This window comes from Capnocytophaga sp., assembly GCF_030532915.1.
In the GTDB taxonomy this organism is placed as follows: Bacteria; Bacteroidota; Bacteroidia; order Flavobacteriales; family Flavobacteriaceae; genus Capnocytophaga.
On record NZ_JAUNKD010000004.1, the window covers coordinates 68,040 to 89,774 of the forward strand.

The following is a 21,735-nucleotide window of genomic DNA, read 5'->3' on the forward strand; positions in this document are numbered from 1 at the left end:
TTTTATTATGAATAAAAAACATTAAAATCGTATAAAACGTTTGTAATATCCGAAGAAAAGAATAAATCCATAACAAGCAACCAACGACAAAAATGCCATTCTGAACCCGATATGGTCAATAAAAAAACCGAAAACAAGCGGAATAATAGCTCCTCCGCCAATCATTGTACATAAAATTCCGGAGGTTTCCGTCTTAAAATCTTCCAATCCGTCTAACGTTAGGGCAAAAATGGAAGGAAACATAATTGAATTGAAAAAACCAACTGCCAAAATGCTCCACATTGAGGTCAATCCGTCGGTATTTATTGAAATAAGGATTGAAATCATCGCACCGAGCGAAAATAATATCAATAATTTTGCCGGAGCAATTATTTTTGAAAGAAAAACTCCCGCAAAACGCCCAATCATCGCTCCGCCCCAGTAAAATGTAACGAAAATCCCTGCAATGGTTTTTGAATCGTCTTCAATGAGGTTTCTACCCAAAAATTTTCCAAAATTAACAATTGCCGAACCAATAAAATTACTTTCAAACACGTGTTTTATGATGTTCGTTTCAATGAAGTAATTCACTAAAAAACTGCCAATAGCCACTTCGGCACCTACATACAAAAATATAGCAATAGCACCAAAAAGCAGACTCTGCTTGTTTAACACAGTAACATATTCCTTCCATCGGAAAAGCTGCTTTTCACCTCCCATTTTCGGAAATTTTGCAAACAGAAAAACAATTGTAAGGAGCAACAGCACTATGGCAATTACCGTGAAAGGAAGCACCACCACCGTAGTTTCAGTCGTGAAATAAACACTCTGCTCAAAACTGCTTAACATACCAATTTCATCGGGCATCATTACCCTATCACTAAGGATGTAAATAGCCCCAACAATGGGTGCAATGGTAGTCCCTAAAGCGTTAAACGCCTGTGAAACATTTAATTTCCCCGAAGCTAAAACGTCCTTATCTTGTGTAGATACATACTGATTTGCAACGGATTGCAAAAGCGTAACACCGCTTGCCAACACAAAAATAGCAACCAAAAACAAAAAGAAAATACGCTCAGAAGCTGCAGGATAGACAATAAAACAGCCTGTTGCCATTGTTAAAAGCCCAACAACAATACTGTATCTGTATCCTATCTTATTTAAAATGAATGTTGCGGGAATTGAAAAAAGCAAATACGTAATAAAAAAAGCAAACCGAACCATGCTTGCCTCCAAATACGTGAGTCCAAAAACGTCTTTAAGACGCGGTACTAACGCATCTGTAAAGACCGCAACAAAACCCCACAAAAAAAACAGTGTGGTGATGAACACTAATGTTTTTCTATAACCTTTTTGTACTGCCATTAATATATTCGTTAATACTGCGAAGCAAATTTAATACGAATATTAATACATACGTTAAATTTTAACATTTTATTTTGTTTCAAATATAACGAACTTAAATTAACATGTTAAAAATCAACAATGTAAAATTATTACAAATATACAACAATAGTTAATAAAAAGTAAAGATACTGATTATCCTTTTAATGAATTGTTACTACCCTGAATTTTGTAACAAGCGCGTTTTGCAGCATTTTCTTCTGCTTTTTTCTTGGAAGTAGAGCGCGCCCGTGTGGATGAAAAACCTTGTACATGAACTTTTGAAACAAAATGCCTAACTTCTGAACAATCTTCCTTATCTTCCTGAGTTTCAAATGAAAAATCACGCTTATGCTTTTGACACCATTCAATAAGGAGACTCTTATGACTGATAACTTTTTCTTCCAAGTTTTTCAAATCAATGTACGGAATGATGAGTTTTCGCTCAATAAAATTAGAACACTCTTGATAGCCTTTATCCAAATAAATAGCGCCAATTAAGGCTTCAAAGAGATTACCTGTAATATTGTTACCTAATTGTCTGTGAGAAAGTTTCGTACGCAATAAGTCGAGCAAGTTTAACTCCTCACCTAATTGATTTAAATAGCGGCGTTCCACGATTTTAGAACGCATTTTAGTAAGATACCCCTCGTTTTGATCGGGGGCATTGGTAAAAACATAATCAGCAATTACGGCGCCCAAGATGGCGTCACCCAAAAATTCAAGTCGTTCATAACTTTTGCGTGAATTTTTATTGTACTGATACGACGGATGCGTAAAAGCCTCACTGTAATACGATAAGGTTTTAGGCGAAAACCCCAAAAGCGTTTTCATTTTAGCATAGAAAATCCCATCTTTTCTCTTCTTAAAACGGGAAAAATCTAATATTTTTTTAAAATTGAACACAAAGTATCATATTTTTTTAAAGAGCAAACAAGCATTATGACCTCCGAAGCCGAAAGTGTTACTCATTGCCACCTTTATATCACGTTTTTGAGCCTTATTGAACGTGAAATTCAGCTTTTGGTCGATTTTTTCATCTGGGGTTTCAAAATTAATCGTTGGTGGGACAATCCCATTTTTAATTGCCAAAATTGAAGCAACTGCCTCTACGGCACCGGCAGCACCCAACAGATGCCCCGTCATTGATTTAGTTGAGTTTAAGTTAATAGAATAGGCGTGCTGACCAAAAACCTCCAAAACAGCTTTTGATTCGGCAATGTCGCCCAGTGGTGTTGATGTTCCGTGCAGATTGATAGCATCAACTTCTTCGGGTTGGGTATTGGCGTCACGCAAACAGTTAAGCATCACGTTTTTAGCCCCTAACCCTTCGGGATGTGGCGCTGTCATATGATGAGCATCGGCTGATAGTCCTCCGCCGGCTAACTCACAATAAATGGTAGCCCCACGTGCCACAGCGTGTTCATATTCCTCCAAAACAACGGCAGCAGCTCCCTCGCCCAAAACAAATCCGTCTCGATTAGCATCAAACGGACGTGAAGCCTGAGCAGGATTGTCATTGCGTGTGGAAAGTGCGTGAAGCGCGTTGAACCCACCCATTCCGGCAATGGTTACGGCAGCTTCCGAACCTCCCGAAACAATCACATCGGCGTGCCCCAATCGAATATAATTCAGCGCATCAATCATTGCGTTAGCCGCTGATGCACAAGCCGATACGGTTGCAAAATTAGGCCCTCTGAACCCGTAACGGATTGAAATTACCCCCGAGGCAATATCAGCAATCATTTTCGGAATGAAAAAAGGGTTAAACCGAGGCGTTCCGTCTCCTTTGGTAAAACTAATAACTTCTTCTTGAAAAGTTTCAAGCCCCCCAATTCCAGAACCCCAGATAACCCCCACACGGTCTTTATCAATGGAATCAATATTAATTTTGGCGTCTTTAATTGCTTCATCAGAAGCAACAACGGCATATTGTGTGAATTTGTCTAATTTGCGAGCTTCTTTGCGTTCGATAAAATCCTCTACATTAAAGTTTTTTACCTCACAGGCAAATTGTGTTTTGAATTTTGAGGCATCAAAATGGGTTATGGTAGCCGCACCGCTCGTGCCCGCTATCAAGTTTTCCCAATATTCCTTGACTGTATTACCTATTGGGGTTAAAGCGCCTAAACCTGTTACTACAACACGTCTGTTTTTCATAAATTTAAACAAATTTTATTTTTTTTAAGCCTTTGCCAAAAAAAATGATTAGCCACTATTTTTGTTACGAATACATCGTTTTGAAAACATCAGACTATAAGCATAAAATATTTTTACTGCTTATAGCCTGTTGTTTATAGCTTTCGCTCATTATTGTTTTGCTTCTTCAATATATTTGATAGCTTGACCAACAGTTGCGATATTTTCAGCTTGATCGTCCGGAATTTGGATATCAAATTCTTTTTCAAACTCCATAATCAATTCAACCGTGTCTAATGAATCAGCTCCTAAGTCGTTCGTGAAGCTTGCGTCTGCAACTACTTCGTTTTCATCTACGCCTAACTTATCAACGATAATGGCTTTAACTCTTGATGTAATGTCTGACATAATTTCTTCTTATTTAATATTACTGTGGGCAAAAGTAATAAACTTTTTTTAAATAGCCATCGTTCTGGGTAAATATCAGTCTTTTTTTTGTTGTTAAAATTTATAATAAATTGATTTACAAAAACAAAAACCTTTTTCCATAACAGAAAAACTTCGGCGTAAAAATCCCTTTTTTTAAGAATTTTCGTCTTCCAATTCCGGATACAAAAAGTTATTAAACGGAAATCGCGTTATGTGAATTTCCCGCACTTTGGCATACACTTTCTCACGGAACTCCTCCAAATTATCCTTATTTAAGGCGGAAATAAACAGCGCATCGCCGCCCATTTTGTGCATCCAAGTCTGTTTCCATTGCTCCAACGTAAAATGTTTGGACGTGCGTTCGGTTATTAAATCATCTTCCGGAATACTTTCGTGCGTATAAGCATCTATTTTATTGAAAACCATAATAGTAGGCTTATCAGCACTTTTGATTTCGGCAAGAATTTGATTCACCGAATCAATATGCTCCTCAAAATTAGGATGCGAAATATCTACCACGTGAAGCAATAAATCAGCTTCGCGAACCTCGTCAAGCGTACTTTTAAACGACTCAATCAGTTGTGTAGGTAATTTTCGGATAAATCCCACAGTATCAGATAATAAAAACGGAAGATTACCGATTACCACTTTTCTGACGGTGGTGTCGAGCGTGGCAAAAAGTTTGTTTTCGGCAAAAACATCGCTCTTGCTGATAACGTTCATCAAGGTCGATTTCCCAACATTGGTATATCCGATGAGAGCCACCCGCACCAACGCCCCACGATTGCCCCGTTGCACCGCCATTTGACGGTCGATAGTGGCGAGTTTTTTCTTCAAAAGTGCGATGCGGTCGCGTACGATACGGCGGTCAGTTTCAATTTCAGTCTCACCGGGTCCTCGCATCCCGATACCTCCCCGCTGGCGTTCCAAGTGCGTCCAAAGTCCCGTAAGTCGTGGCAAAAGATACTGATATTGAGCTAATTCCACCTGAGTTCGGGAATAACTGGTTTGGGCCCGCTGGGCAAAAATATCCAAAATAAGTCCTGTTCGGTCTAAAATTTTGGCTTTTAAGATGCGTTCGATATTTTTTTGCTGTGCGGGCGAAAGTTCATCGTCAAAAACCACCGTACCGACCTCATTTTCTTCCACAAATTGCTGTACTTCTTCCATTTTTCCCGTTCCGATGAAGGTTTTCGGATTTGGAACGTCCAATTTCTGCGTAAAGCGTTTAAGTACCTCACCCCCGGCGGTATAGGTCAAAAATTCGAGTTCGTCCAGATATTCTTTTGATTTTTCTTCGTCTTGATGCTGATTGATAATTCCCACCAAAACGACTTTTTCATAATTCAAATTAATTTGTTCGAGCATAAGCTACTTTTATTTTTCGTGCAAAGGTAGAAAAATTATTTTTTTTAAGCAGAAAAAACTACTTTTGCCCTTGTAAATCATTTTATTACTTGATTATAAAAAGCGTATTTTTTTTGCAGAAGAATCCCGTTAAGGTTACAACCATTTCTTTTGATAATAAACTGACATATTTTGAAATATTTTTCGAAAAATGAAAAGAGCATTATCTTGAAATTGGAAGGCAAGATTCAGTCCGAATTTGTATAAATTCCAAAAAAATGATTTTTTTCAACAAAAAAATACACACTAAATATCAAGCACTTACATTTAAAACTAAAAAAAAAGCATTTTTTTTGCAAAAAAAATTTGCAGGAATAAAAAAAAGCTGTACCTTTGCAACCGCAATGATGAAATGATTTGCAATACATATTGGTTTGGTAGTTCAGTTGGTTAGAATACATGCCTGTCACGCATGGGGTCGCGGGTTCGAGTCCCGTCCAGACCGCAATAAAATTTAGTTGTGTTGTTTTGTGTAAATACTTTTACACGGGTTTATAGTAAACCAATGGAAGGCTTTCCTATTTTAGGAAGGCTTTTTCATTTTTATATAATCCAAAACAAATCAAGACCTTAACCTTTCAAAAAAAGAAAAGCGACACACAACGCTGTGTATCGCCTTTCTTCCTATGAAAAAATTAAAATTATTTCAATTCTTGAAAATTCCGTTTTACAAAATCGGTGAGTTCCTTGCCTTTTAACAACCCTTGCGAAAGTCGTGCCAAATCAAAGGCTTGCTTGATAAGGTGCTGTTTTTCAGCTTCGTCCGCCGTGTTGAGAATGGACGTTGCCAAAGGCGAATTCGTGTTCACCACCAAGTGATACATCTCAGGGAAATTCCCCATACCGAACATTCCGCCGCCCGTAGCACTCATTTCTTTCATTCGTCGCATAAACTCGGGCTGATTGATGCTGAACGGCGTGCTGTCGCTCTCCAAATCCTCCAATTGCACCACAAAACCTTCTTGCGGAATCGTTTTTTCAATGCTTTCTTTGAGCGATGTTTTTTCCTCTTCGGAAAATTTCGCAATCGTAGTTTCTTCTTTTTCAATAAGTTTTGAAATCGGAGCTGAATCCACCCGAGCAAACGTCAGGTTTTCATTGTCGTGTTCCAACTTCTGAATTAAATGCGACACGATGGGCGAATCCAAAAGCAAAACCTGATAGCCTTTTTCTTTGGCTTCTTCGATGGCGGCGTGTTGCGTTTCCTTATTTTGAGCGTAAAGCACCACCAATTTGCCGTTTTTGTCAGTTTGTTGTTCTTTTAAGGCTTCTTTTAACTCGGAAAGCGTGAAATATTGGTCGTCCACCGTTGGATAAAGCACAAAATCGCCTGCTTTTTCGTAAAATTTCGGTTCGGAAAGCATTCCGTACTCCAAAACTATCTTAATATCGTTCCATTTTGATTGAAAATCTTCCCGATTGGCGTTAAAAAGGGATTTTAACTTGTCGGAAACCTTACGCGTGATGTAATTCGCGATTTTTTTCACGTTACCGTCGGCTTGCAAATACGAACGCGACACGTTAAGCGGAATGTCGGGCGAGTCAATCACCCCTTTGAGCATCGTTAAAAATTCAGGAACAATACCTTCCACATTATCCGTTACAAACACCTGGTTTTGATACAATTGAATACGGTCTTTTTGGATTTGCATATCCATCGATAATTTCGGGAAATACAAAATTCCTGTTAAATTAAACGGATAATCCACGTTCAAATGAATGTGAAACAACGGGTCGTCGAACTGCATCGGATAGAGTTCGCGATAGAAATTTTTGTAGTCATCGTCTTGTAAATCAGACGGTTGTTTTGTCCACGCGGGCGTTGGGTTGTTCACGATGTTATCAACGGTTTCGTATTCCGTTTTGTAATCATCGGGAGCATTTTCAGGGCGAGGAAGCGGCACTTGCTTGGTTCCGAATTTGATGGGAATCGGCATAAATTTGTTGTATTTTCGCAACAATTCTTCAATGCGATATTCTTCCAAAAATTCGGTGGAATCGTCGGCGATGTGCAAAATAATTTCGGTGCCTCGTTCCGATTTTTCGGCAGGTTCGAGTGTGTATTCGGGCGAGCCGTCACACGTCCAACGCACGGCGGGAGCATCGGTGTAAGATTTAGTGATGATTTCCACCTTGTTAGCCACCATAAAAGCGGAGTAAAATCCGAGTCCGAAATGCCCGATAACGCCTGCATCTTTGGCAGTGTCTTTGTATTTTTCAAGGAATTCTTCCGCACCCGAAAAAGCGATTTGGTTGATGTATTTTTCGACCTCTTCGCCCGACATCCCGATGCCTTGGTCGGTAATGTGCAGGGTTTTGTTTTCCTTGTCAATTTTCACTTCAATCATCGGATTTCCGTAGGCCACTTTGGCTTCCCCGATTTGGGTTAAGTGTTTGAGCTTCAAGGTTGCGTCCGTAGCGTTGGAGATAAGTTCCCGCAGGAAAATTTCGTGGTCGCTGTATAAAAATTTCTTGATAAGCGGAAAAATATTTTCCACCGAAACATTGATATTTCCTTTCATTTGTTCTTGCTTATTAATTTAGTAAATGATTTTTTACGGGAAGTGTTTTTACAAAAAAAATACCAAACCAACATTACTGACAAAATGACAGAAAAAAAAACATCTAACATACTTAAATAATCTTAGATGGTTTTAAAAAATTACTACAAATCGAAGCCAATGTCTTTTCGAAAATACATCTTTTCAAAATGAATTTTTTCAATGTTTTTATACGATTTTTGCAAGGCTTCTTTGAAATCATTTCCGAAAGAAGTAACGGCAAGTACGCGTCCGCCCGAAGTTTGTAATTCATTATTTTTCAGTGATGTACCGGCGTGAAAAACGATGCTACCTTCTACGTTTTCTGTTCCGGTGATGTGTTTTCCTTTTTCGTAATCTTTCGGATAACCGCCCGAAACCAACATCACAGTAACGGCACTTTGCGGATTGATGTCAATCGTAACATTATCAAGCGTTTGCTCTCTTAATGACTCAAAAATCGGAACTAAATCGCTCTCAATTCGAGGCAGAACAACTTCCGTTTCGGGGTCGCCCATACGCACGTTGTATTCAATCACGTAAGGTTCGCCTTTCACTTTGATAAGCCCGATGAAAATGAAGCCTTTATATTCAATTTTATCTTTTTGAAGCCCTGCGATGGTCGGTTTTACGATGCGATTTTCAATTTTTTCCATAAAATCGGCGTTGGCAAAAGGCACGGGAGAAACCGCCCCCATTCCGCCCGTGTTCAAACCTTGGTCGTTCTCGCCTATGCGTTTGTAATCTTTGGCTGTGGGCAAGATTTTGTAATTCTTTCCATCGGTAAGAACAAAACAACTCAACTCAATTCCGTCCAGAAACTCCTCAATTACAACCTTTTGGCTGGCACTTCCGAATTTTTCATTCAAAAGCATATTTTTAAGTTCCGTTTGAGCTTCTTTTAAATCACTGATAATCAACACACCTTTTCCGGCCGCCAGTCCGTCAGCTTTCAAAACATAAGGTGGCTGCATTGATTCCAAAAATTTGCAACCTTGTTCTGCGGTTTCTTTCGTAAAGCTCTCATATTTAGCCGTCGGGATATTGTGGCGTTGCATAAATTGCTTGGCAAATTCTTTACTTCCTTCCAGCTGAGCTCCTTTTTTGGAAGGTCCAATCACCTGAATATGTTGCAGTTGCTCATCTTCTTCAAAGAAATCATAAACGCCCTGCACCAGCGGGTCTTCGGGACCTACTACCACCATCGTGATTTGTTTTTCCAATACGAATTGCTTTACGGACTGAAAATCAGTAGGATTCACACTCACATTGGTAGCCACTTGATGAGTTCCGCCATTTCCGGGAGCTACGTACAATTGGTTGCAAAGCGGACTTTGGCTTATTTTCAAGGCGAAAGCGTGTTCACGTCCGCCGGAACCTAAAATCAGTATGTTTTTCATTGTTTTCTAATTGATTAATGATTAAAAATCAGTTTTTATCTTCTATTTTACAGATTGGTATCGGATTCATTTTGTGCTGATTAGCTTTATTCAAACGTTTATAAATCTGAAAAACTTCTTTTTCCCGCCCCGAAAAATCATCGGCTTGCTTTCCGTTTTGGTCTTGCAACATTGCCCATTCCAGCTCATCATACGAGGCTTTGAGTTGGTCTTCATCGCTACGGTCATCGCCAAAAAGCCCGTCAGCGGGTTTGGCTTTCAAAATGGAATCAGGAATATTCAGATAATGAGCCAGTTGCCTCACTTCGCTTTTCATCAAATCGGCAATGGGGCTTACATCTACGCCTCCGTCGCCGTATTTGGTAAAAAATCCGACACCGAAATCTTCGATTTTGTTACCCGTTCCCACCACGATATATCCTTCTAAACCAGCAAAATAGTAAAGCGTTGTCATTCGCAGACGTGCCCGCGTGTTTGCTAACGCCATTTCATAAGTGGTTTTATCCGTTTTCGGGATTTGGCTCACAAACCGGTCAAAAACAGGCGTTAAATCCACTTGAAGATTTGAAACATTCGGGTAATTTTTTTTCAGGAAAGCAATGTGTTCTTTGGCGCGCGACACGTGGCTTTCTGCCTGATGTATAGGCAATTCAAGGCAAAGTGTGGGTAAACCCGTTTTGGCACAAAGAGTTGAAACCACCGCCGAATCAATCCCTCCCGAAATACCGATAACAAGCCCTTTCACGCGGGAAGTTTCGACGTAATTTTTCAGCCAACTAACAATATGTTGTGAAACTTTTTCTGTGTTCATTGTATTTTGTTTTTATAAAGTAACAAATCGTTTTTAATGCAACAAGGTCATAACTCTACCAAAATCAGCATCTTCTATCTCTGTCAGAATAAAACCGCCAGCGCTCACTCCTACTCCTCCTGCGGTAGCCGTCATTCCTCCTTCACGCTGAATGAAAAAATATTTCGACATTCCGTTGAGTTTCACTATATTTTTAGTTTTATTGACAAAAATTGTAGTTTCTTGATTGCAATCCGCAAATTCTTTTCTAATAGCTTTTTCTTTGTAGGTTACTTTTTTGTATATATCTTTCTCAATTTCAATATCTACCGGAAAAGTCAAAACCGCCCCAAAACTCGGATAAATAATATTTACGGCACAAGTGTTATCAAATTGCGAACGGATTTCCGTTAGATTTTCGTTGTAACACAACTCCCCTTCTACATAAAAAACGTGTCCTTTCTTTCCAAAACCGATTTCGGATATTTCAAACAAATTACCGCCATTTGCGTTGGCAAAATCGGTCATCTTTTTTCTGATATTGCTCCATTCGATGTTAAAATCTTCTTTTAACACAAAACGCCCTATCTTTTTGGATTGATGTTGGATTTTTTCTGTTTTGGCAATAAGTGTTATATCATTTATTTGCCCAACTTGGCTTGCATTTTTAGTTCCGCCATCTAACTTAACAGAACTGCAAGAAGCTAAAAAACAACACAATACAAAGCTGATAAAAAGATAAAATTGATTTTTCATTTCCTAATTGGTTATTAATAAGACAAAGGCAACGAGTTTCATTGCCTTTGCGTAAATTATTGTTTTTCTTCCACTTTCGCCCAGGTATCTTTGAGACCGACGGTTTTGTTGAAAACCAGTTTTTCGGCAGTGGAATCAGGGTCGAGACTGAAATATCCCAATCGCTGAAACTGAAAGCCTTCCCCTACTTGGGCTTCTTTCAAACTCGGCTCGGCATAGGCGGTCGTTACTTTGAGCGAATCCGGATTTACATAGTCCAAAAAGTTGCCCTCTTGGCGGTCAGGCTCGGCAACGGTAAACAGGCGGTCGTAAATTCGTGCTTCCACTTCCAAAGCGTGAGGGACTGATACCCAGTGTAATGTACCTTTTACCTTGCGTTTGCTCGCCTCCGTTCCACTTCCGCTGCGGCTTTCGGGGTCATAGGTGCAGTGAATTTCGGTGATATTGCCGTTTTCGTCCTTTACAACGCTCTCAGCCTTAATGATATACGCATTTTTCAGACGTACCTCGCCTCCTAATTTCAAACGGAAAAACTTATTATTTGCTTCCTCACGGAAATCTTCTCTTTCGATGTAAATTTCACGCGAAAACGGTACTTTGCGATACGTCATCGGCTCTACTTCTGGATTGTTTTCGGCATCGAGCCACTCCTCTTTTTCTTCCGGGTAATTGGTAATCAGTACCTTAACAGGGTCAAGCACTGCCATAACGCGATTGGCTTTTTTGTTCAAATCCTCGCGAATGCAAAACTCTAATAATGAGACATCTATCAGATTTTCGCGTTTGGCAATTCCGATGGTTTCGGCAAACTTGCGAATCGATTCAGGCGTGTAACCCCTTCTGCGTAAGCCGGATATGGTAGGCATACGCGGGTCGTCCCAGCCCGAAACGTGTTTTTCATTGACCAACTGCAACAATTTTCGTTTGCTCACCACCGTATGCGAGAGGTTGCGACGAGCAAATTCGCGTTGTTTAGGGCGAACCAATTTTTCATCGTAAATCTGGTCTAAAAACCAGTCGTACAACTCGCGGTGAGGCAAAAATTCGAGGGTACAAAGCGAGTGCGAAATCTGTTCCAAATAGTCGCTTTCACCGTGAGCCCAGTCGTACATCGGATAGATACACCACTGATTTCCAGTGCGATGATGAGCCGAGTGCATAATGCGGTAAATAATCGGGTCGCGCATCAACATATTGGGCGAAGCCATATCGATTTTGGCACGAAGCACGTATTTTCCGTTTTCAAATTCGCCGTTTTTCATTCGCTCGAAAAGGTCGAGATTTTCGGCAACGGACGTGTTTCGGAACGGACTTTCCACCCCTGCCTGTGTGGGCGTACCTTTCTGTTTTGCAATCTCTTCGGAAGTTTGCCCATCGACATACGCCTTTCCTTGTTTGATGAGCTGCACCGCCCAATCATACAATTGTTGGAAGTAATCGGAAGCGTAACACTCTCTTTCCCAACGGAATCCGAGCCACTCCACATCGCGTTTGATGGCATCGACGTATTCTTGTTCTTCTTTGGACGGATTGGTATCGTCAAACCGCAGATTTACAGGCGAATTGTACCGCAAACCCAGTCCGAAGTTGAGGCAGATGGAACTGGCGTGTCCGATGTGCAAATAGCCGTTTGGCTCGGGCGGAAAACGAAAACGCAACTTACTGGAAGAAAACCCATTAGACAAATCTTCTTCGATAATATTTTCAATAAAATTATTTGATTTTTGTTCTTCTGACATTTTTTCTGGAATTAAAATGCAAATGTACAGATTTTTTGAGAATTATACGCAGTACAATGTGAAATTCCTCACCCCGACCCTCTCCCAAGGAGAGGGAGAAATGAACCACATAGGAACATAGGTTTCGGCACATCATAGGGGCGACCCGAGCAACGCGAACTGGCGAAGCAATTGCAATTTGCCCTTACATTGCGTTGTAGGGATAAAAGTTTTTTTGTGCGTTCAACGGTTTTTAGAAAACTGAGAAACAGAAAAACTTCACTTCAATACTCGAAGCAAATTTTCGATTAACAGGGTAAAAAAGAGACAACGAATAAATTTGATTGAAATGCTTTTTAAAAACTTCTTAAAGACTTAAAATTTATATCAGAAGTAAAGATGAAACTTTTATAGAAACAAAGAAATATAATACTTTTGCAAAAAACAAAATAAGATGATATACGAGCTTCCTTTACCAAAAAGTTTTGAAATTTTTGAAAATCTAATTTGTGATTTAGCCAATCATACATATAAAACCTCAAATTTCATTCTTTACGGAAGAAAAGGACAAAATCAAAAAGGAATCGATATTATTTCTTGTGAATTAAACATAATAATTCAATGTAAATTAAGAACTATTAACCTTTTTGACCGTAAAACAAAATTACAATTTGTACAAGAAATAAAAAGAGACATAGGTAATATCTTTTCAAATGGATTTAGCCCATCAAAAATCATTATTGCAACAACGATACAAAATGATACTAAAATACAAGATTATTTGAACACGCTTTTGCTTACTAACGGAATTGCCTGTGTGATAGAGTTATGGAGCTGGTCTAAAATTAGCAATGAAATTTTTCTTTACAGCAACATTGTAAACAAATATTATCCGTTTAGGAATAATTCCGTAGAAATTGCACGAATAGAAGTTCTAAATAAGTCCATTTACCAAAAATCAGATAAAAATGACAGATTATTCATTTTCAATAACATAAAAGACAGAAACCAACTACCAGTCTTTGATTTTAGTTTTATAAACAATTCGGACAATACAATTACCCTAAATTCAATTGAAGGATTTTGTGAAACACTTGCTGTGGCTCGTGGAGGATTTCCACCTCGACCTAATGGCATTTTAAAACCTACAAAAAGGTTTTTAATAGATTTTAATTTTAACTACACCGATATAGACAAGCAAGTTATAGCACTAAAAGACCCTATTTTTGTGTATCCTAAATCTCCGTTGCGAATTCAGATTCAAAATCAAAAACCATTGATTAATTTTTACAAAATTCATTTCGCTTTTTTATTTAATAACACCATAATCAATTCCCCAGAATTATTTTTTAATTCGAATTTTGCTTATAGTGGGAAAATTGTAAATAAAATAGAATAAAATGTCTCACGCCAAAAACCGTTACCAAGCCCTTTTTGAGTACCCCAATTTCATTAAAAAAGTAAAACAAAAAGACCTCGCCTCAATGCTCAGCGTAAGTTTTCGATTAGTAGAGTAGAAAGAATGAAATAGTATATAAAATGCAAGAATTTAATGTAAATTTTGATTTTAGAATAGACAGTAAATGTGGAGACCCCGACACAGATAGTCGAAAATTATACGAAATACATAAAATACTATGGAGTAAAAAACTTCCAAATGAAGACTTGCTTATTATTGATATTCAAGGAAATAACAGATTGCTATTGCGTAATAATCTCTGTATGAATTTGTCAAGCGATAGAATGTGTCCTCATTTTAGTGAAAAGTACAACAATAAATTTGACCCGTGGCTTTCAGAACTTGAAAGAGAACAACTTATGTACAAAGTGCGAACAATGGGAGGACATATTATTTTTCCAGCCCATAAGCATAAGGGTCTGACTATCAATCAAGCAAGAGGTATTCACCCGCAAATAGGCGATCGGTTTGATTTGACACTTGAATGTATAAGGCGTTTCTACATAAATGAATCCAATCCGCTTTCCGCTATTTTGAGCAATTACAAATTCTTTTTTGATTTATTTGTTGATTTTGAAGGGTATATTAACTTTTTCTTATTGCAAGATTTCATCAATTCGCAAGGCCAAGTACATTTTTCGTTACCTTTTGATGATTTTAAAAGCCCCCCTTTTCCTTTAAATGCTTCCGAATACAAGTCTTATAAAAGTCATATAATCAATTTGATAGATAAAAGAAATAAACGAATTTCGGAATATATGAAATTTGCTATAAAGAAAATAACAACAACCTGATTAATTGCCATTTCGCAACTTTTTCCACTGACGAACTCCATACTTTTGCCGTAAAACAAAATTCAGCTTATGGCAAATAAAAACACACATTATCAGGAAAATAGCTTTTCGCCTTGGGAAGTGTTTCAGTGGATACAAAACGAGGCGTTTCGGCATATCAAAAATCAAAATTGGCTAGAAGAGTCCGATTTTGAGTCGTTTGAAAACATTTTTAAAATCCGATTCTCGGAAAATCTCCAAAAAGCAAAACCACTCATTAACAACGATTTAGACAAAGGAAATGTGTCGTTTGCGGTTTTGGCAGTTTCGCTGTACGAAGCCTTCTTGCAAGTTGGCGTTCCGCAAAAAACGGCGATGCTCCAAACGGAAAAAAGCATCAACGCTCCGATTTATAATTTCGTAGTGGAAGGCACTGAAAAAATACTTGATTCCGCTGAAAATCCGTTAAAAAATTTGGTAAACATCTCCAAAAACCGAGAAAAAGACTATTTTGGCGATAGTTTTTCGTTTGAACGCCCCATCGACAGCGATTTTGGTTATGTTTTGCATATCAAAAAGTGCCTTTTTCATCAAACTTTGCAACTTTTAGACCGAACCGACCTCCAACCGCTTCTCTGCCGAATGGATTTGGCTTGGATAAACGGCATAAAACCCGAAAAACACGGTGTTCGCTTCGTGCGTCCCGTTACTTTCGCCTCCGGAAATTGTTGTCAGTTTTGGTTTATGAAAGAAGAAAATCCAAATTTTGGGAAGTGAAATTAAGAAAACACAACTTCTTAAAATCCTTTCGGTATATTTTGTTTCGTTTACAAATTTCCGTAAAAATTGATGTACGGGGCATATTCCAAACGCTGATTGAGCCAATGAACCAAATCCTGTGCAAACTTGGTAATACTTTCATTTTCAAATAATTTCTGTTGGATTTTTTCAATAATGGCTCGGCAGGTTTCTCGGTCAAACACATTATCGGAAGTGGGATCGATTTGTGTTTCCAACTCATCAAACAACGGATTTACACGCGGATAAAACGTCTGAAATTCATTTTTAACATACTCAAAATCAACATCCGGAATAAAAATATGCGTTCCCTTATCGCCTGAAAACATACAAAAATTTTCATTCAAAGCATAAACGCTGTATCCCGTAGGGCAATTGCGATGGCTTTCAGAAGTGGTCAGAATCATACTACTGATTTTTAAATAGTTATTTTACTAAAATGTCGGTGCTATCCCCACTCGAATGCCAAATTTAGGGTTTCGCACGCCGTTGACGTCATTAAAATCACTACGCCAAACAAAATCAATCCTCACAAAACGGAAATTCCCAAGTCCGATATTTTCAATACCAAAACCGTATTCCCAGTAAGGTTTTTCGGGAGCGTTGTACAGCAAGTTGGTGGCATTGAGGGTCTTATTTTTGTCGGAAATCGTTCCGAGGGTAAATCGGGCAAAAACCAAACTCCGTAATCCCAGCTTTTTCACCCAAGGTATTCTATTGAAAATAAGCCCGTTAAAATGATGCTCAAAATGCCCGTTGATGTAAGTATCTGACACAAAATCATAATAATCCAACAAAGCAAAAACGTTTTTCCCCACCGAATAGGATTGATTGGAGGGTGTTGGCGCGAGTCCCGTAAGGGGTGCATTCCCGAATATTTTTCCGGCTTCAATGGTTGTGTGTAAAATACCTAATCCCCATAAAGGCAATGGTTTACTCAGCAAAATTTCTACTTTGTCATAATCAAACGCACTGTTAAAAACTCCTTTGGCGGCTTTGGTGTACTTGAATGCGTAGGTTGAAAAAAGTTTTTTGCCATAGCGCTGTTCCACGCCTTCGCCGTAGACGTTTCTACCGGGTGTGTATGAAATGCTGATTCCTGAATTAAAATCGGTATATTCTGAAATAACTTTTTGGTTATCAACATCTTTATATGCTATTGAAAAGTGTTCGGTATCGGCAGGTTTTGACCTTTGATGACGCCCGAAAAACGTAATTTTAAAATTGTTGTGGATATCGTACGTTATGGCAGCTTGCACGCGTTGGGCTTCGGTTAAAAAATAATTATCGCCCCGATTGATAACAGCGTTGGCTATTGTTCTAAAACTCATATCCGATTCGCCCTTGAAAGCGTTGTTTCGCCCAAGTTGCAGATAATCATTTTGATACATCGCTCCAAGGGTTATACGTGGATATTCCGTTAGTAAGTAACTGGCACTCAACCCGTACTTAAATCTTTTGTCACGCGTTCCGTAGGCTCCGTAAAAATAAGTTCGAAAGCGGTCTTCGGTGGTTACAAAACTTCTGAATCCCAGCCTAAAACGGTGTTTTTCAACATCATTAGCTTCATAGAGTTGCCAATAAGTTCCCGCTTGCAGGTAACTTGTCAGCGACAAATAGCCCGAACCTATGAAATCAATGGCATCAGTAACGGCTTTTATACGAGGCGTACCCCCTATTTTTTCAATAAGTGCCTGTGTTTTTAGCAGACTTTCAGAGCTTTCTGTTCGGGTTTCCAACCAATGAACACTGTCTTTTCGCGATTGCCCTTTACTGCGCAAAACGGTCTGTTCGGTGTAAAATAAATCGGATTTGGGTTTGTTCAGCAACACATCTGAATATTCAATTACGTTGTGGATATACAACCCTTTTTCATAATCGTTTTTGGTGAGCAACGTAAAATCCCCCTCTTGTATCTCTTTTTCAGGAACATACACGCTGTCATTTTCAATTTTGAAATGCTTTTCAAAAAACATTCCGCGTACCATATTAATATTGGTTTTGGCGGTGGTTCGCATTTCTATTGATTTAACAATAAATGATTTATCATCTACTACAAAATGCCCTTCCAAAGCCAAATCCTCATCGGTTTTCGGGAAGAAGAAAACACGGTAAAAATTGCGCTCGTCTGTCCGTATCGTGTCGTTAAGCACATAGTGATAGGTGCTGTAACCAAATTCCGACAACGGGCTTACAAATGCTTGATTTAAAATAAGATATGAATTGTCATAAATATTAAATTCATCAAAAGCCCTGCTAAAACGCTCTAAACCAAATCCTTTTTGGGTAATGCCTTGTGAACGTTCCATTTCCACATCGGTGCGTGTTTTGTTGGATTTGTTATTTTGATACACTTTTTCAACGCTCTCTTTCAGATAGATAGGCATTGAAAACGTGTTTTTATGTTTCTTTTCGGAAAGCATTTTACGCACCGTGTCATAATCGCGCCCCAAGGTTTCTTTTAAAAAAACGGAATCTAAATTATTCAGCCCCATTTCAACAGCCGTATATTTTTTATATTCATATGAATCAGCATTTTGCAATCCTTTTTTGCTTTTGTTTTTCCAAATTCCCTGCAAAATTCGGTACGCCGGATTTTCTTTTTTTGAAAGTGCTTTTTTGGGTTTTCCCACAACAACTACCTCACTGAGTTCTTCACCTTCGGTCAAGACAACTACCAGATTACGAAGGTCTTCGCCCTTTAAATGCACGGATTTGGTAACGTAACCGATGAACGAAACTTCAATCACTTTTTGTTTTTTATCGGAATACAAGGAGAACCTTCCGTCAAGGTCGGTTGAAGTTCCTTTGGTGGTTTTTGGAAAAATAACGTTGGCGTAAGCAATTGGATTTCCGTCTTCATCAATCACTTTTCCTTCAATTTTTATTTGTGAAAAGCCTAAAAAGGGCAACCAAAAAAGTAGTGCGTAGATGTATTTTTTCATATGAATTATAAATTAAAACTGCCTGAAAACGGGGCAAATATAACCCTTTTCCAGACAGTTTTGTCAAAAACAACTATTTTTATTTAAAGCAAGCCGCCGTAATTTTTCGCAATTCGGTCTCTTTTTCTTCCAAACGTTGTAAAAGCACAAATTGGTTTCTTGCTCTGATGAAATTCTCGTCTTCAAAATGCGTTTTGAAATAGATGTCGTTATTGAAATAATCAGTAAGGAAACGAACACCGATGATGAAAATCATATACTTAGCTCCGTCCAAAATCATTTCTTTTTCCGTTGGCGTCATCACGTCTTTCATTACCGAAAATCCTTTACAGATGGCTTCAAAAAATGAAGTATTGAACACAATTTTTGAGTCGTCAAGCTCATTTTCATTGGTAGGGCTTACCGAAGTGCGCACCATATCACCAAAGTCATAAAGCAAGATTCCCTGCATTACCGTATCCAAATCAATTACTTTAAAATCATCCGGATTATCGTTGTTAATCAACACGTTATTGATTTTCGTATCGTTATGCGTTACCCGTATGGGAATGCGTTTTTCATCAACCGCCTTTTTAACTTCATCAAAAATCACCTTGTGCGATTTTGCAAAATCATACAAATGTTGCGCTTTTTCGATACGCTCGGGTTTTGCTTGTGCATATGCCGCTTCCAGATGTGCATAACGCATCAATCCGTTGTGAAAATCAGGAATTGTGTCTTCCAATTTGGCAGTATCGATTTTCTCGAATGTTTTGATAAACGTTGCATAGGCAGAAGCCGCTTTTTCAGCCTGCCACGCCTCTTGCACAAACTCAAAAGCCGTATAGTTTTTTGCCAGCGGAACGGCACGCCAAACGGCATTATCCGCATCAACCGAGTATCCTCCCGTTTTAACAGGTAACATATTGAGAATAATTTTGTTAGAAGGCTCTGTTTCCCACAACAATTCAATGTTTTTAATAATGGCATACGGTTTTTTGAAAACATTGGTGTTAATGCCTTGCAAAACGTATTCATCTTCGGTGGTTTTTACCAAAAAAGTATAATTGATATGCCCATTCCCGAAAGGTGTTACCGATAGGATTTCGCCCTTAAAATCAAACAAAGGCGCAATTTTTTCAGCTGTGTTTTTCATTATTACTATATTTAAATTATTTATATAACTATGATTTTCAAAAGAATAACTTTGTCAAAGTTTTCAACTTTGACAAAGTTAAGCGTATTTAAAAATTCTGTGGATATTTTCCTTTTTCGGTCAGATTTTTGATTTCGTTTTTCACTTTGTCCAAATCCTCGCGGTAAGTCATTCCAAACCAAGCATCGTTGTTTGGAAGCACTTCCAATACATATCCCTCATTTTCAATGGCGTGCTGAACGATTAACGGAATGAAAAACTCGGCTTTGGGTTTTTCGCGGTTTGCTTCAACAAAATCGGCAAAAAGTTTTTCCGTCATCGGGAAAATTTCAGGCGTAAAGCCCCAGAAATTCATCGAAACGAATGAATTGATGTCATATTTCGTTCCTGTTTCTTCATCAATTGCCGTATTTTCATCTATTTTTCTGAGTTTGGTAGCCTCAACGATTGATTGTAAGTGATTATCTTTGTTTACGTTGCAAACTCCACGTGAAACCGTTCCGTTTTCGCTCAACGTATTTTTAAGCAAATATCCGGCAGAGAAAAACGTTTTATTTTTACCTGATTTTAAGGCTTTTGCCATAAATGAAAAGGCATCTTTTCCGTAGTAATCATCGGCATTGATAATCAAAAACGGATTTTTCACCACGTCTTTCACACAAAGCATTGCGTGCCCTGTTCCCCAAGGTTTTTGACGCTCAATGCCTTTGGGGTTGTGCAAGTTTTGAAACACGAACGAAACGGGCAATCCTTTAAAACGATTTTCCAAATGTTTTTTGGTAAGCTCTTCAATTTCAGTGCGAATAATCATCACCACGTCAGAAAAACCCGCTTCAAGGGCATCGTAAATTCCGTAATCGAATAACGAATTTCCGTTATAAATTCCTTCCAATTGCTTGTCTGAACCAAAACGACTACCCAATCCGGCAGCCAAAATCACTAATGTTGTATTCATATTTTTTTTATATTATATTCATTTATTCTATGTTTTCGATGCTTTTATAAGCTTCGATAATATTTTTTACCAACGGATGACGCACCACGTCTTTGTCGTCTAAATGCAAAATACCGATGCCTTTTACGTTTCGCAGGATGAGCAAGGCTTCTTTTAATCCGGAAGACACGCGACGGGGCAGGTCAATCTGTCCGGGGTCACCCGTTACCATAAATTTGGCGTTTCGCCCCATACGGGTCAGAAACATTTTCATTTGTGCGTGCGTGGTATTTTGAGCTTCGTCCAAAATAACAAACGCATTATCAAGGGTTCGCCCGCGCATAAACGCCAAAGGCGCAATTTCAATGATGCCCGCCTCAATAAATCCGGCGAGTTTTTCATACGGAATCATATCGCGCAAGGCATCGTAAAGTGGCTGCATATACGGGTCGAGTTTTTCCTTTAAATCACCGGGCAAAAAACCGAGATTTTCACCTGCTTCCACTGCCGGACGCGTCAGTATAATTCGTTTTACTTGTTTTTCTTTCAAGGCCTTAACCGCCAAGGCTACACCCATATAGGTTTTTCCGGTTCCGGCGGGTCCCACGGCAAAAACCATATCGTTTTTCTTCATCAGCTCCACCAATTTAAACTGATTTTTGGTTTGCGGACGAATGATTTTTCCGTTTACGCCGTGCAGAATCGTGTCGGCATTATTTTTTTCAGTCAATTCAATTGGCTCTTCATTTCCGTTTAAAATAGAATCAATCGAACGCTGGTCTAACCGATTGTATTTGCCGTAATGTTTGATGAGCAATTGCATTTTCTGCTGAAAATCTTTGAGCAGCTCCTGCTCGCCAAATGCCAAAACTTTATTACCACGTGCCACGATTTTCAGTTTCGGGAAAAATGATTTGATTTTTTTGATATTAATCTCCTCTTCTCCAAAAAACTGCTGCGGACTGATATCCGTTAATTCTAAGGTAATTTCGTTCACAATTTATTGTTTTTTTATGTTTGTTATTTTAGAAAAATCACGTTGCAAGTTTAAAAAAAAAAATGCAAATTCACAAGAAAAATCGGTTAAAATATATTTTAAATTACCTTATCAAAAAGTACGGATTATTCAATTTGTTTTAAGGCTGAATAA

Annotated in this window: 18 protein-coding genes and 1 tRNA gene; 4 read left to right on the forward strand and 15 right to left on the reverse strand. The window is 38.6% G+C overall.

Annotation, left to right across the window (positions count from 1 at the left end; all coding sequences use genetic code 11):
* Positions 1-21 precede the first annotated feature (21 nt).
* The 5 genes from Q4D72_RS02025 to hflX all read right to left on the reverse strand — a co-directional run bounded on the left by Q4D72_RS02025 (position 22) and on the right by hflX (position 5,298).
* Complete coding sequence (locus Q4D72_RS02025; RefSeq protein ID WP_303075752.1) at positions 22-1,344, reverse strand: sugar MFS transporter; 1,323 nt, start codon at positions 1,342-1,344, stop codon at positions 22-24.
* 174 nt (positions 1,345-1,518) lie between these two features.
* The gene (gene rnc, locus Q4D72_RS02030) at positions 1,519-2,268 is read right to left on the reverse strand and encodes a ribonuclease III (RefSeq protein WP_303075753.1); all 750 of its coding nucleotides are present in this window, start codon (positions 2,266-2,268) and stop codon (positions 1,519-1,521) included.
* Between the two features lie 6 nt (positions 2,269-2,274).
* Positions 2,275-3,522 carry a beta-ketoacyl-ACP synthase II gene (gene fabF / locus Q4D72_RS02035; RefSeq protein WP_303075754.1) on the reverse strand — a complete coding sequence of 416 codons (1,248 nt, stop codon included), beginning with the start codon at positions 3,520-3,522 and terminating at the stop codon, positions 2,275-2,277.
* Between the two features lie 150 nt (positions 3,523-3,672).
* Entirely contained in the window at positions 3,673-3,909 is a 237-nt protein-coding gene (locus tag Q4D72_RS02040) for an acyl carrier protein (RefSeq protein ID WP_303075755.1), read from the reverse strand.
* 174 nt (positions 3,910-4,083) lie between these two features.
* Entirely contained in the window at positions 4,084-5,298 is a 1,215-nt protein-coding gene (gene hflX / locus Q4D72_RS02045) for a GTPase HflX (protein WP_303075756.1), read from the reverse strand.
* A 410-nt stretch (positions 5,299-5,708) separates the two neighbouring features.
* Between hflX and Q4D72_RS02050 the strand changes: the two genes are divergently transcribed.
* A tRNA-Asp gene (locus Q4D72_RS02050) sits at positions 5,709-5,782 on the forward strand.
* A 196-nt stretch (positions 5,783-5,978) separates the two neighbouring features.
* On the opposite strand, the gene htpG is transcribed toward Q4D72_RS02050, so the two are convergent.
* From htpG to Q4D72_RS02075, 5 genes are all read right to left on the reverse strand, one after another.
* Positions 5,979-7,859, reverse strand: coding sequence for a molecular chaperone HtpG (gene htpG / locus Q4D72_RS02055; protein WP_303075757.1), 1,881 nt, complete (start codon positions 7,857-7,859; stop codon positions 5,979-5,981).
* 143 nt (positions 7,860-8,002) lie between these two features.
* On the reverse strand, positions 8,003-9,277 hold the full coding sequence (gene purD / locus Q4D72_RS02060; RefSeq protein WP_303075758.1) for a phosphoribosylamine--glycine ligase: 1,275 nt from the start codon (positions 9,275-9,277) through the stop codon (positions 8,003-8,005).
* 28 nt (positions 9,278-9,305) lie between these two features.
* Positions 9,306-10,088, reverse strand: coding sequence for an NAD(+) synthase (nadE, locus tag Q4D72_RS02065; protein ID WP_303075759.1), 783 nt, complete (start codon positions 10,086-10,088; stop codon positions 9,306-9,308).
* A 33-nt stretch (positions 10,089-10,121) separates the two neighbouring features.
* A complete protein-coding gene (locus Q4D72_RS02070) occupies positions 10,122-10,823 on the reverse strand; it encodes a hypothetical protein (protein WP_303075760.1) in 702 nt (233 codons plus the stop codon).
* Between the two features lie 56 nt (positions 10,824-10,879).
* Positions 10,880-12,562, reverse strand: a complete 1,683-nt coding sequence (locus Q4D72_RS02075; protein ID WP_303075761.1) for a glutamine--tRNA ligase/YqeY domain fusion protein — start codon at positions 12,560-12,562, stop codon at positions 10,880-10,882.
* A 433-nt stretch (positions 12,563-12,995) separates the two neighbouring features.
* On the opposite strand from Q4D72_RS02075, the gene Q4D72_RS02080 reads away from it, so the two are divergent.
* From Q4D72_RS02080 to Q4D72_RS02090, 3 genes are all read left to right on the forward strand, one after another.
* Positions 12,996-13,940, forward strand: a complete 945-nt coding sequence (locus Q4D72_RS02080) for a hypothetical protein (RefSeq protein WP_303075762.1) — start codon at positions 12,996-12,998, stop codon at positions 13,938-13,940.
* Between the two features lie 140 nt (positions 13,941-14,080).
* Complete coding sequence (locus tag Q4D72_RS02085; RefSeq protein ID WP_303075763.1) at positions 14,081-14,794, forward strand: hypothetical protein; 714 nt, start codon at positions 14,081-14,083, stop codon at positions 14,792-14,794.
* Between the two features lie 69 nt (positions 14,795-14,863).
* Positions 14,864-15,550 carry an L-2-amino-thiazoline-4-carboxylic acid hydrolase gene (locus tag Q4D72_RS02090; protein WP_303075764.1) on the forward strand — a complete coding sequence of 229 codons (687 nt, stop codon included), beginning with the start codon at positions 14,864-14,866 and terminating at the stop codon, positions 15,548-15,550.
* Positions 15,551-15,600: 50 nt separating this feature from the next.
* Here the strand turns inward: Q4D72_RS02090 and Q4D72_RS02095 are convergent, their stop codons facing one another.
* The 5 genes from Q4D72_RS02095 to Q4D72_RS02115 all read right to left on the reverse strand — a co-directional run bounded on the left by Q4D72_RS02095 (position 15,601) and on the right by Q4D72_RS02115 (position 21,582).
* A complete protein-coding gene (locus Q4D72_RS02095) occupies positions 15,601-15,978 on the reverse strand; it encodes a hypothetical protein (RefSeq protein ID WP_303075765.1) in 378 nt (125 codons plus the stop codon).
* Positions 15,979-16,005: 27 nt separating this feature from the next.
* Positions 16,006-18,516: a DUF5686 family protein gene (locus tag Q4D72_RS02100; protein WP_303075766.1), complete on the reverse strand. Its 2,511-nt coding sequence runs from the start codon at positions 18,514-18,516 to the stop codon at positions 16,006-16,008.
* 79 nt (positions 18,517-18,595) lie between these two features.
* Positions 18,596-19,651 (reverse strand): phosphotransferase, encoded by a 1,056-nt coding sequence (locus Q4D72_RS02105; protein ID WP_303075767.1) that lies wholly within the window; start codon positions 19,649-19,651, stop codon positions 18,596-18,598.
* 88 nt (positions 19,652-19,739) lie between these two features.
* Positions 19,740-20,606 (reverse strand): sugar phosphate nucleotidyltransferase, encoded by an 867-nt coding sequence (locus tag Q4D72_RS02110; RefSeq protein ID WP_303075768.1) that lies wholly within the window; start codon positions 20,604-20,606, stop codon positions 19,740-19,742.
* Between the two features lie 22 nt (positions 20,607-20,628).
* Entirely contained in the window at positions 20,629-21,582 is a 954-nt protein-coding gene (locus Q4D72_RS02115; RefSeq protein WP_303075769.1) for a PhoH family protein, read from the reverse strand.
* Positions 21,583-21,735: the final 153 nt, after the last annotated feature.